Source organism: Desulfosarcina sp. (assembly GCF_046496365.1).
Taxonomy (GTDB): Bacteria; Desulfobacterota; Desulfobacteria; order Desulfobacterales; family Desulfosarcinaceae; genus Desulfosarcina.
Genome location: NZ_JAWOHB010000117.1, coordinates 1 through 12,787 on the forward strand (window position 1 = coordinate 1; position 12,787 = coordinate 12,787).

Annotated in this window: 11 protein-coding genes; 10 read left to right on the top strand and 1 reads right to left on the bottom strand. The window is 56.9% G+C overall.

What is annotated here, in order from left to right:
- Nucleotides 1-292: 292 nt before the first annotated feature.
- From R6V78_RS10545 to R6V78_RS10590, 10 genes are all read left to right on the top strand, one after another.
- Nucleotides 293-616, top strand: a complete 324-nt coding sequence (locus tag R6V78_RS10545) for a hypothetical protein (RefSeq protein ID WP_410289321.1) — start codon at nucleotides 293-295, stop codon at nucleotides 614-616.
- A gap of 569 nt (nucleotides 617-1,185) precedes the next feature.
- Entirely contained in the window at nucleotides 1,186-2,919 is a 1,734-nt protein-coding gene (locus R6V78_RS10550) for an ATP-binding protein (protein ID WP_410289322.1), read from the top strand.
- Nucleotides 2,920-2,947: 28 nt separating this feature from the next.
- Entirely contained in the window at nucleotides 2,948-3,379 is a 432-nt protein-coding gene (locus tag R6V78_RS10555; protein WP_410289323.1) for a response regulator, read from the top strand.
- Nucleotides 3,342-3,791 (top strand): response regulator, encoded by a 450-nt coding sequence (locus R6V78_RS10560; protein ID WP_410289324.1) that lies wholly within the window; start codon nucleotides 3,342-3,344, stop codon nucleotides 3,789-3,791. Before R6V78_RS10555 ends, R6V78_RS10560 begins: the two co-directional genes overlap by 38 nt.
- Nucleotides 3,792-3,802: 11 nt before the next feature.
- Complete coding sequence (locus R6V78_RS10565; protein WP_410289325.1) at nucleotides 3,803-4,207, top strand: response regulator; 405 nt, start codon at nucleotides 3,803-3,805, stop codon at nucleotides 4,205-4,207.
- Between the two features lie 88 nt (nucleotides 4,208-4,295).
- Nucleotides 4,296-5,597: a sulfite exporter TauE/SafE family protein gene (locus R6V78_RS10570; RefSeq protein ID WP_410289326.1), complete on the top strand. Its 1,302-nt coding sequence runs from the start codon at nucleotides 4,296-4,298 to the stop codon at nucleotides 5,595-5,597.
- Nucleotides 5,594-6,280: a hypothetical protein gene (locus R6V78_RS10575; protein ID WP_410289327.1), complete on the top strand. Its 687-nt coding sequence runs from the start codon at nucleotides 5,594-5,596 to the stop codon at nucleotides 6,278-6,280. Before R6V78_RS10570 ends, R6V78_RS10575 begins: the two co-directional genes overlap by 4 nt.
- Nucleotides 6,281-6,455: 175 nt before the next feature.
- Nucleotides 6,456-9,083 (top strand): PEP/pyruvate-binding domain-containing protein, encoded by a 2,628-nt coding sequence (locus R6V78_RS10580; RefSeq protein WP_410289328.1) that lies wholly within the window; start codon nucleotides 6,456-6,458, stop codon nucleotides 9,081-9,083.
- A gap of 11 nt (nucleotides 9,084-9,094) precedes the next feature.
- Complete coding sequence (locus R6V78_RS10585) at nucleotides 9,095-10,567, top strand: ATP-binding protein (RefSeq protein WP_410289329.1); 1,473 nt, start codon at nucleotides 9,095-9,097, stop codon at nucleotides 10,565-10,567.
- Nucleotides 10,564-11,988 carry a sigma-54-dependent transcriptional regulator gene (locus R6V78_RS10590; RefSeq protein WP_410289330.1) on the top strand — a complete coding sequence of 475 codons (1,425 nt, stop codon included), beginning with the start codon at nucleotides 10,564-10,566 and terminating at the stop codon, nucleotides 11,986-11,988. Before R6V78_RS10585 ends, R6V78_RS10590 begins: the two co-directional genes overlap by 4 nt.
- On the opposite strand, the gene folE2 is transcribed toward R6V78_RS10590, so the two are convergent.
- Nucleotides 11,981-12,763, bottom strand: a complete 783-nt coding sequence (gene folE2, locus R6V78_RS10595) for a GTP cyclohydrolase FolE2 (RefSeq protein ID WP_410289354.1) — start codon at nucleotides 12,761-12,763, stop codon at nucleotides 11,981-11,983. The genes R6V78_RS10590 and folE2 overlap by 8 nt on opposite strands.
- Between the last annotated feature and the right edge of the window lie 24 nt (nucleotides 12,764-12,787).

Sequence of the window (12,787 nt, forward strand, 5' to 3'; positions counted from 1 at the left end):
CTTAGGGGTCATCGACAGCCAGGGCAATCAATTGGCCTACGCCGGTCCTTGCAATCGGAGGTCGATCCCCGCCAATTCGGCAAAGGCACCATCGTTCCCGAAAAAAACAGGTCGGCAGCGATACCCGCTACATTGGCGGATCGTGGCTCAAAGACGGGGAGTGGATGCTGGTGATCAGCCAGATCGTCGGACAGGGGGCCGTTTAGGATCATTTCCGGTGGCTGCATGACGATATTCAGCGGTCATCGTACTGATCTCCAACACCCTGGTCCGCCACCTGGAACAGACCGACATGAAGATGAACGAACTCAACGCCCAGCTCATCCAGCAGGAAAAACTCCCGGCATTGGGCAAAATGACTGCCGGCATCGCCCACGAGATCAACAACCCATTGGCCGTAATCGGCGAGAAAGCCGGCTGGATGGAAGACCTGCTGGCCGAGGAGGAATTCAAAACCAGTCAGAGCTACAAGGAATTCGCCGCCTCCATCGCCAAGATCGAGGAACACGTGAACCGGACCCGAGAAAAAATAGTGAAATCAAACGCATCCAGTTATTGGCCGAAGTGCTGCTGCTCACCGGCCACGCCTCGGTGGAGACCATCATCGAGGGGATGAAACCGGGGGCCTTCGACTATCTGCTAAAACCCATAAAGTTCGACGACCTGCTCGTGAGGATGGCCCAGGCCTTTCAAAAAAGTCGGCCCACGAAAAGAAGATCCGCGATGCCAAAATTCATGAACTGACCCGCTACCCCAGCCGGGTGTTCGAACAGGATTGAAGCTAGGGTTGCCGTTTGCCTGGTTTTAGTTGCCTCGGGACAAGGTTGTCCCGCCAGATAATGGATTGGCCGAATTCTGGATGCTGACCCCTGGATTTCCTTGCGGACGGATTCCGGCAGCGCGCTGCGTGAACCATCCTTTTAGGCACGGCATCGTTCCAAAGCCATGTCGCGCCTCCTTTCCGATGCAATCCCAAAGCTGTCCGCATTCGTTACAATTGTAAAGGATCCGGACAGTCATTTTTTTTACACCGGTCCCGCCGCTTTCCGTTAATTAATTATTATAAATAGATTCAATTAGTTTTATAAAATCTTTCCGTTCATCAAGAGTGGCATCGAACTTGAAGTCAGCACAGACAGCAGCCTTTTTTTCGCGACAGCAAGCTACTGGTCACCGGGGAAACCCATGAATGAAAATACCGCACGGCTGAGTCCCTATTACCGATCCCTCACCCGCAACATGGTGTTGCTGGTGATGGTCATTTCGCTCACCCCCATGGTCCTCGTCACCGGGATCATCCTCAACCAGTTCAGTGCTTCCCATCACGAAAAAATACATGCCCATCTGGGAGAACTGGTCCTCAAGCACAAGCAGAATATCGACGGTTTTCTCTCGGAAAAACTGCACAACATCCGCTTTCTGGCAGACACCATCGATGTTGACCAGTGTGGTCAACCAAACATGATCGAGGGACAGCTGGCACGCCTGCAGGGAGCCTACGGCCCCGTCTTCGTCGATCTGGGTGTAATCAGCGAACAAGGCCTGCAGGTGGCCTATTCCGGCCCCTTCAAGCTGGAACAGGCCCGCTACACCGATGCCGACTGGTTCAAGCGCGCCCTCGAAAGCCGCGATTTTACCAGTGACGTGTTTCTCGGCCTGCGGGGGACCCCCCACTTCATCATCGCGACCCAAAAGAGCTGCCAGGACCAAAAATGGATTATCCGGGCCACGATCGACTTTTTGGAGTTCAACCGTCTGGTGGAAAAAGTGCGCATCGGGGAAACCGGATTTGCCTATATCCTTAACCGTGAAGGCCAGTTTCAGACCAAGCCGCTGTTTGATTTCACACCGGACCTGGACATCTACAACCGCTATTTTTCCAACCTCGAACGCATGGGCAAGGAGGTGGAAATTCAAGAGCGATTGGATGGCAAGGGGGTAAAAAGCATCTATGTTTCAGCCCTATTGAAGGGCGGCGACTGGCTGCTGGTATACAAGCAGGCCTATTCCGATGCCTTCTCGGATCTGCGCAATGCCCAGACCGTTGACGTCCTTTTCTTTCTGTTTGGCGGTCTCGCCGTTGTCGGCATGGCCATTTGGATGTCGGCTAAAATGGTCGGCCGCATCGCCACCGCGGACAAGGAAAAGGAGATCATGAACGAGCAGGTAATCGAAACCGGAAAACTGGCTTCGGTCGGTGAGCTTGCGGCCGGCATCGCCCACGAGATCAACAATCCGGTGGCCATCATGGTCGAGGAAGCCGGCTGGCTCCAGGACCTCATGGAAGACGGGGCTTTTAAAAGCGAAGCCGACATCAAAGAATTTGAACGGGCGCTGAACCAGATCCGGACCCAGGGCAAACGCTGCAAGGAGATCACCCACAAGCTGCTCAGCTTTGCCCGCAAGACCGATTCGCGCATCGAGGATTGCGAAATCGGTCATCTTATCGAAGAGGTGGTGGCCCTGTCGGCCCAACGGGCCAAATACAGCAAGGTCGACGTGGTTACGCGGCTGGAGCCCAAACTGCCCGCCATCTCCGCTTCCAATTCAGAGCTGCAGCAGGTCTTTCTCAACCTGATCAACAATGCCATGGACGCCATGGACAAGACCGGCGGCACCCTGGAGATCAGTGCCAAACAGGAATCGGGGCATATCGTCATCGGGGTGTCGGATGATGGCCCCGGCATCCCCAAGGCCAACCTGGCCCGCATTTTCGATCCATTTTTTACCACCAAACCCGTGGGCAGCGGCACCGGTCTGGGGCTGTCGATCTGCTATGGCATCATCCACAAAATGGGCGGCGAAATCACCGTGAAAAGCGCACTGGGCGTAGGCACCACCTTCGAGATCCGCATTCCGGTTAAAACCGATGAACCCACTGAAAATGTAGCCGTATCGGTGACCGACACCCATAGTTAGACGGCAATCAAAGAAAGGAGATCCTCCCATGGCCACTGCGAACATCATGCTCGTGGACGATGAAATCCCCTTCGTGGAGGCGATGACCAGGCGCCTGGACCGAAGGGATCTTGTGGTGGAAAGTGCCTTCAGCGGCGATGAAGCGCTGGACAAACTGACCGCCGGCAGCAAAACGGAGGTGGTCATTCTTGACGTGAAGATGCCGGGTATGGACGGCATCGACACGCTCAAAGCCATTAAAAGCAAGGTTCCGTTGGTGGAGGTGATCATGCTCACCGGCCATGCCACCGTGGAATCGGCCATCGAAGGGATGAAATTCGGTGCCTTTGACTACCTGATGAAACCCTGTGACACGGATCATCTGATCGCCAAGGTATCGGAGGCAGCTGCCAGGAAACGCCAGCACGAGGAGAAAATAATCAATGCCCGCATCAAGGAAATCACCTCCCGAAGGGCCTGAGGAAAAGCTGCCCGGAAGCCGGCCAACCACCCCCGCGAAACCGCCCATCCGTCTGCTGATGGTCGATGACGAAAAGGGCTTCGTCCAGGTGCTGGCCAAGCGGCTGGCCAAACGGAACATCCACGCCACTCAAGCCTTTTCCGGCATCGAAGGAATACAGATGCTCAGAATGTCCGATTTTGACGTGGCCGTGCTGGACCTGAAGCTTGAGGACATGGACGGCATCGAGATTCTGAAAATCTTCAAAAAAATGGACCCGGACATGCCTGTGATCATGCTCACCGGGCACGGCTCGGAGAAGGCATCCATCGAAGGCATGCGTCACGGCGCCTTCGACTATTTGACCAAACCCCATGAACTGGCGGAACTGGTGGATAAGATCATGAAAGCTGTCCGCCACCCGGAAGCATGAAGAGGATATCGATGAAACTCCTGCTTGTGGATGACGAGGCTGAATTTCTCGACACCCTGCTCAAACGCATGAAACGGCGCCATGTGGATGTATCCGGCGTCGGCAGTGGTGAAGCCGCCCTGGCCTATTTGGAACAGCACGCAACCGACGTGGTGATCCTGGATGTGCGCATGCCCGGCATGGACGGGATCGAGACGCTTCGGAAGATCAAAGATCGCCACCCCTTGATCGAAGTGATCATGCTCACCGGCCATGCCAGCATGGAAGCAGCCATCCAAGGTATGGAGATGGGGGCCTTCGACTACTTAATGAAGCCCATGGACATGGACGATTTATTGTACAAAGCCGAAGATGCGTTCAAGAAAAAGACCATCCATGCAAACAAAATCCACAAAATGGTGCGGGACCTGGGGTGACCGCCTGCCGTCGTCCTTCGGGGTGGATTGACCGATCGAAAACGAGACAACCATCATATTAACTTCAATCAGAAAGGCGAGGCGGGAAATGAACTTTTTCAAACAATGGGGCAGATTCATGATGGAAGGGGCCAAGGCCCACGCGCGCTGGGAAATCCAGATGTCCGGCAATATCCTCGGCAGCCGCCGGCGGGTTTTATTGCTCGTTTTGCTGGTGGTGCCGGCCATCCTGGGGGGCATCGTTTTAGCGGATCAGATGGGGAACAGCATCCCCGATATTCTGGGCGGGAAAAAAGCCTATAGTCCCGCCTTTTACTCCACGGGGATCTTCATCGTCTCCATTCTCATCGGCTTGGGTGCTGGCCTGATCACCGGCTGCATCGGCGCCGGCGGCGGCTTCATCATCGCCCCGGCACTGATGAGCGCCGGCATCAAAGGCATCCTGGCCGTGGGTACGGACCTTTTCCACATTTTCGCCAAGGCCATCATGGGCAGCATCATCCACCGTAAACTGGGCAATGTGTCCATTCCGCTGGCCGTGGTGTTTCTGATCGGCGCCATCCTGGGCGCCACCGCCGGCGGCATCATCAACCGGGTGCTCTATGAGTTGAACCCGGTGTTGTCAGACACCTTCATCACCACCATCTATGCCTTTATGCTGGGATTCTTGGGATTTTACGCCATGTATGATTTCCTCAAGGCCAGGAAATCGGGCGACAGCGGCGGTGCCCACGGTGGCGGCGGGCATGGCGGCAAGGTTGAAGGCACCGAACTGGGCGGACTGCCCCGCAAGCTCCAATCGATTAACATTCCCCCCATGGTCAAATTCGACTTCGACTTCACTCCCGGAGGAAGGAGCATCTCCTGGGTGTTTCTGGTTCTTTCCGGTGCCCTGGTGGGATTGGCGGCCGGTATCATGGGCGTAGGCGGCGGATTTCTCACTTTTCCCATCTTTGTTTATATGCTGGGCGTGTCTTCCATGACCACGGTGGGCACGGACATCTTCCAGATCGTCTTCACCGCCGGATATGCATCCATCAGCCAGTACGCCATCTACGGGTTCATCTTCTACACCCTTGCCATGGGCATGCTGCTGGGGTCCCTTATCGGCATCCAGATCGGTGCCATGGTCACCAAGGTGGTGCCCGGCATCACCATCCGCGGCTTCTACGCCATGGCGGTACTGGCGGGGTTCGTCAACCGGTTTTTCGCCCTGCCCGCCAAGTTGGGGGAAATGGGGGTGATCAAGATTTCCAAAGGCATGGGTGCCACGCTGGATACCATCGGCATCTGGGCTTTTTTCATCGTTATCGGCGGCTTCGGCGTATGGGTGATCGGTACGTTTTTGAAAAACATCGGACAGCTTAAGGGGGAGGGAGAACACGCATGATCGCCAACAAACCCAAATTCATAACCGGCCTGACATTGATGGTTCTGTTTGCCGCCGTCTTCGTCGCGATTTTCATGCCCCTGTTCGGCGGCAAAAACGGACTGGAATACCTCGACAACCTTTACAACTCAATTTCCAAGGGATCGGCTTACTATATCGACTCGGTTCGCAAGCAAGTAGACACCATTCAGGACCCGGGGTTAACCTTCACCCTGACCATGAAAAGCGCGTCCCAAGCCCAACAGGCCATTCCCCTGTTCATGCAAGCCGGTGCGCAGGTGGGCCAAAGCGGGGCTGAACTCACCGTCACCGGAAACATGATCAAGATCCTCAACCATGTTCTCGATGATGCCCAATCCATGTATGACAACGACGGCGCCGCCGTGTCGGCCAAATACGGCTATGCGGAAAAGTTGGTGCTCTACAATTGGTGGAGCGCCCTCAAGGCCATGGATTTTGACCTGAAAAAGCAGAAAAAATTCAATTCCGCCAGACTGGCCGAAACCGTCAATAAAAAAGCGGTGGAGACCGCCTACAACTATTATGGTATTGAAGGTCAGAAGATCTCCGAGCGCATCGGAGTGGTGATTTTTTCGCTGGTCTTTTACGTGGTCTACACCCTGTGGTATGGATTCGGCATCATGTACATGTTCGAAGGCTGGGGCTTGCGGCTGGAACACTGACCTTATCAACCGACGGATATAGCCAAGGGGAACCGGATCGGCGGGCCAACCGACTTTCGCCGGTCCGGTTCCATGTGGCCGTGGGGTTGATATTCAGATGGGCAGGGCCGGGACCGAAGCCTTTCACGGCCATCCATGGTTTACGGGTTCGCCTTACCGGTTCATACGAGGTGCAATGGGTTGTTTATATAATATATTCAAATGGTTTAAATCAAACGATCCGCTAATTGACGAAAAGGAGGCCCGGACGCTTCGCCTTGAATTCCAGTCACGCTATCATCAGTTCAAACTGCTGTTGAATGCCAACCACCTGGCTCTCGAAATCATGAGCGGCGTGGAAAAGGCCCTGGAGGGCAATGTGCCCTTCGGTATGAAATTCATCCGCTCGCGCACCATGGGGGCTTACACGCGGGTATACCAGATCGTCAAACACCTGAAAGCCCTGGCGCCAGGCAAGTACCAGGACCTGCCGCCACGTCTGGAAGCCATCCGCCTGTCCTTGGAATCGCTGGTGAATCCGGTTCGACCGACCCCAGCTGACGACACGTATACCCTGCCTGTTTCGGCCCTGGACAAATCCCATGCGGACCAGGCCGGCATGAAAATGGCCAATCTCGGCGAAATGGCCAATCGCCTGCACCTGAAGGTACCGGACGGCTTTGTGGTCACCGCCAGTGCATTCCGCCGTTTCCTCGACTACAATGACCTGAAGGTGGAGGTTCAGCGACGCATCCAGAGCGCTGAAGAGCAGGGCCACCACGCGCTTTACACCATCAGCGCCGACATTCGCCAGCTGATCCAGAACGCCCCGCTACCCGCCGATCTTGAGGCCGCCATCCTAAAAGCCTACCGCGACCTGGCCCGGCGCCAGCAGGGGGACGTCCACCTGGCCGTGCGCAGCAGCGCCCTCAACGAAGACCGGGAAGGTACCTCATTCGCCGGCCTGTACCACAGCGCCATGAACGTTTCCGGGGACCATCTGATCGACACCTACAAACAGATCGTGGCCGCCGCTTACTCCCCGGCCGTGATGGCTTACCGCTTAAACCGCGGACTATCCGAGCAAGAGACGGAGATGTGCGTGGGGGTGATTCAAATGGTGGACGCCGTCTGCGGCGGGGTGCTCTATTCGGCCAACCCCATGAACCTCCGGGACCGGTCGGTGGTGATCAATGCCGCCTGGGGCCTGCCCAAGGCGGTGGTTGACGGTACCACGGCAACGGACCTGTTTCTAGTAGACAGATCCCCTGCCCTTGTCCTGACGCACCGGGAAGTCGCGGTCAAAGAGAAGAAATACGTCTGTTATCCGGATGAAGGCGTGTGCCGGCTGGACGACACCGGACCAAAGATGGCCCAAGCCTCCCTCACGGACCACCAGGCCCTTGATCTGGCCGCCCTGGCCGTTGCCATCGAGAACCACTACGGTCGGCCCCAGGACATCGAATGGGCCATCGATCCCTCCGGCGATATCGTTCTTTTGCAGTGCCGTCCCCTGCAGGTCTCCGCCGATGCCCCGGTGCGGCTGCCCCATCCAGACGACCTGGACAGCTTGCCGCCGGTGTTGTTCCAGGGAGGCGTTACCGCTTCTCGCGGCGCTGCCGCGGGGCCGGTTCACCGGGTGATGAAAGATGTGGATGCGCTCCAGTTTCCCAGCGGTGCGGTGCTGGTCACCGACCGTGCCTTGGCGCGCTGGGCCGCCCTGATACCCCGGGCATCGGCAGTGATCAGTGAAAAGGGCGGCCTCACCGGGCACCTTGCCAATGTGGCCAGAGAATTTCGCGTACCCGCACTTTTCGGCGCCGCCGGGGTCATCGACCGCCTGTCCGCCCAGGACCAGATCACGGTGGATGCGGACACCGGCCGTGTCTACGCGGGCCGGGTGCAATCGCTGCTGGACATGGCCGGTCAAGTGTCATCCAAAAACCTGATGCAGGGCACACCGATTTTCAGAACCCTCGAAAAGGCGGCCGGCTTGATCACCCCGCTGACCCTGATTGACCCGGACAGCCCGTCCTTCAAGGCGTCCAATTGCCAAACCCTTCACGACATCACCCGCTTCTGCCACGAAAAAAGCGTACATGAAATGTTCCGATTCGGTAAAACCCACCGCTTCCCCGAACGCAGTTCCAAACAACTGCGGGCCCAGATACCCATGCAGTGGTGGGTGCTGAACCTGGATGACGGCTTTCGGGTGGATGTGGCCGGCGACCGTTTTGTGGATATCGACAACGTGACCTCCATCCCAATGCTGGCCCTGTGGGCCGGCATCACCGCTTTCCCCTGGGAAGGACCGCCGCCGGTGGACGGTAAAGGCTTCGTTTCCGTCTTGTTCCAGGCCACTCAGAACCAAGCCCTCTTGCCCACCGTGCGGACAACCATGGCCAACCGCAATTATTTTATGATATCCAAACACTACTGCAGCCTCCAATCCAGGTTGGGTTTCCACTTCGCCATCACCGAAGCCCTGGTGAGCGACCGGACCCAGGAAAACTACGTCAGTTTTCAGTTCAAAGGCGGGGCCGCCGACTTCAACCGTCGCTTGAAGCGGGTGCGGTTCGTCGAAGAGATTTTAGACGCCCATGGGTTTCGTACGGATGTGACCAAGGATGCCCTGCGCGCCCGCATCGAGCAGCACGATGCCGCAGCCATGGTGGGCAAATTGAAAGTTCTCGGGTACCTGAGCATCCACACCCGTCAGCTGGACATGATCATGGGCAACCCGGCCATGGTGGCGCGCTACCGGGGCCATATTCTGAGCCAGATCGACACGCTCCTGGCCGGGCCCAACCAATCAGCCGGTTGAAAGGGACACCCATGTGGTCGCGCATCAGCCTGAAAAACAGGATTTATATTCATCTGGCCGCCATTTTTCTTGTGACCCTGTCCGCTGCGGCAGTCATGGTCTGGTATTCATACAACCTCGAAGGCGTGCTAACCACCATCACCGATGAAAACCTGGTGGCCTTTCAAAGTGCCGAGTCCCTGGAGATCGCGCTGGTCAACCAGAAGGGGTTTGTCTCCTATTATTTCCTCGACGGCAATCCGGCCTGGCTGAGCCAGTTGGAGCAGTACCGGCGGATATTCAGAGAACAGCTGGGTCATGCCCGTGCCCTGGCCCAGTCACCCGAGCAGAGGCAGGCCATCGATCGCATTGCCGACGAATATGATCACTACATCCAAGAAAAGGACAAAGTGATCAACTTCTACAAGGCTGGGGATGTAAAATTCGGCTCCAAACTGCATCAGACGGTGCGCAGCCGTTTTTTCGCCATCCTCGAGATGTGCGAAGCCTACAAGGGCGTGCACACGCAGTCCATCATGGCCGCCAAGCAGGAGGCCCTGACCGAGGCGGCCCGGCTGCGGGACACGGCCATGGCGGTCATCGTCACCCATGTCCTGCTGGTGCTGCTGCTGGCCTACCTGCTGGTCTACCAGATCCTCAATCCGCTGCGCGCCCTGATTCGGGAAACCAGCCGCAACGAGGCAGTCGAAATGTCCGGCAATGATGTCAAAACCCTGAGCCAGAGCGTGCGCGGCCTGATCGAGGATGTGGGACAAACCCAGGTGGAATTGGAAAAGAGCCGCGAAACCCTGCTCCAGGCAGACCGGATGGCCATGGTGGGCAAACTGGCGGCGGGCATGGCCCACAGCGTGCGCAACCCCTTCACCTCCGTCAAGATGCGCCTCTTCTCCCTGAACCGTTCCCTGAAGCTTTCCGGGGCCCAGAAGGAAGACCTCGATGTCATTTCCGAAGAAATTGACCATATCGACACCATCGTACAGAACTTTCTGGAATTTTCCCGTCCGCCCAAGCTCAAAATGCAGCCGGTAAGCCCGTCCACGGTAGTGGACACGGCCATTCAACTGCTGCGCTACCGTCTGGAGTCCTACCAGGTCAAGGCCATCATCCATCGCGACCAGACGCTGCCGGCGGTCCAAGCGGATCCGGATCAGCTGAAAGAGGTGCTGGTCAATCTCATGGTTAACGCCTGTGAAGCCATGACCGGCGGCGGCAGCATCGAGATCCATGAACGCCTGCTTGAATCATCCACGGAGGCGCTGAAGGCCGAGATCCGTATTACGGACAGCGGAACGGGAATCGCTCCGGAGGCGCTTAAAAGGATTTTCGATCCCTTTTTCACCACCAAGGAAGAAGGCACCGGACTGGGCCTGAGCATCGTTTCCCGGATCATCCAGGAACATGGCGGGCACATCGATGTGACCTCGGAAGAGGGCCGGGGCACGACGTTTCGCATCGTCCTTCCCACGTTAGGAGGAAAATTGTGACCAACATCCTGATTATCGATGACGACGATCAGCTGCGCATCAGCTTCGAGCGCCTGTTGAAAGAAGAGGGTTATGGGGTTTGCACCGCCGCGTCCGGCGAAGCGGGTGTCCGCATGATCAACCAGGTGATGCCCGATCTGGTGATGCTGGACCTTCGCCTGCCGGGGATGAACGGCCTGGAAACCTTCAAACAGATTCACGGCATGGAACCGAAACTGCCGGTGATCATCATGACCGCCTTCGGCACCACCGAGACGGCCATCGAAGCCACCAAGAGGGGCGCCTACGACTACGTGGTCAAGCCCTTTGACATCCCCCAGATGCTGTCCACAATCCACCATGCCCTGGAAGCCGGTCGGTTCATGCGTTCGCCGGTGCACATGGGTGTCGCCCCTGAAAAAACCCAGGGGGAAGCCATCATCGGCAAGAGTCCGGCCATGCAGGAGGTTTACAAATCCATCGGCCGCGTTTCGGCCACCGATGCCACCGTGCTCATCCGCGGTGAATCCGGCTCCGGAAAAGAGCTCGTGGCCCGGGCCCTTTACCAGCACAGCCTGCGCGCGGAGAAACCCTTTCTGGTGATCAACTGCGTGGCCATCCCCGACACCCTGCTGGAAAGCGAGCTGTTCGGCTATGAAAAAGGAGCCTTCACCGGTGCTACCCACCGGCGGGTGGGCAAAATCGAACAGGCCGGCGGGGGTACGGTCTTCCTGGACGAAATCGGTGACATGCCCATGAACCTGCAGGCCAAGATGCTGCGTCTGCTTCAGGAAAAAAGCGTCGAGCGGCTGGGAGGTCGTGAAACCCTTCCGGTGGATGTACGCATTATCGCAGCCACCAACCGGGACCTGGAGGATCTGATTGCCATGGGGCAGTTCAGAGAAGATCTATACTACCGGCTCAAGGTGATCACCATCTGGCTGCCGGCGCTTGACGAACGCACCGGCGACATCCCCCTGCTGGTCGATTATTTTTTGACCCGGTTTGCAGCGGAACTCGGTGTCGAGAACCCGGGGATCGCCCGCGAAGCCCTGTCCATGATGGTCTCCAACCCATGGCCGGGAAACATCCGCGAGCTGTCCAACACCCTTCAGAAAGCGCTGATTTTCAACCGGGGGGCTCCCTTGAGCATCTCGGATATTACCAACGCGACCTGCGGCGACGCCAAAAGCCATCATGTCAAGGAAGTTGGCGGTGACGACAGTATCCGTGCGTGGCTTCGCAGTCTGCTGTCAAAGGGGGCCCAGGAAAATTTGTTCGAAAACTGCATGGACCATTTTTGCGGTATGCTGGTGGGGGAAGCGCTGAACCTGACTGGTGGAAACCGCTCCCAGGCCGCTAAACTGCTGGGGATGTCCCGGCCTACGCTGCACGCCAAGATCGATAAATACAATCTGAAAATTGAAACCAGCATCAAGTAGGCAAGACGCCTTTGGTGATGTGCGCGAATGCGCTGTGGTTATGAATGGATTCGAAGTTCTCGGCACTGACGGAAAACCAGGTGATATTGTCATCGGCGATCAGGCGTTCGGAGACGTCCCGGACCACATCCTCGACGAATTTGGGGTTGGAAAAGCCCCGCTCGGTCACATGCTTCTCGTCAACCCGTTTCAACACCGAATAGACATCGCAGGACGCGCAGGATTCGACCAGTTCGATCATGTCCTCCAGCCAGATGAACTTTTTAAAGCGGGTCTGAAGCTGGACGATGCCGCGCTGATTGTGGGCACCCTGATCGGAAATCTCCTTGGAGCAGGGACAAACGGAGGTGATGGGCACGTTGACTTCGGAAACCAGGTCGATTTCATTGCGCGAGTTGCTGGCCCCGATTATCCGGCAGTTGTAGTCCATCAGGCCAGGGGCATAACTCACCGGAGCCTGCTTTTCGATGAAATAGGGAAAACTGACTTCAATGTGGGCGGAGGCGGCGTCCAGGTTTTTTTTCATGGCCTCGAGCAGCACGGAAAATTTTTTAAGGGAAATTTCCGGTTTCAGCAGATGGAGCATTTCAACGAACCGGCTCATGTGGGTGCCCTTGTACTCCTGGGGAAGATCCACGTACATGTTGACGGCGGCGATGGTGCTCTGAGAACCATCACGACGGTCTTTGACGCGGATCGGGTAGCGCAGATTCTTGATACCCACTTTGTCAATCGGGATGTTACGATGATCCCGCTCGCTTTGTACATCTTTCATCATCTGTCTACCTGACCGCGGGGC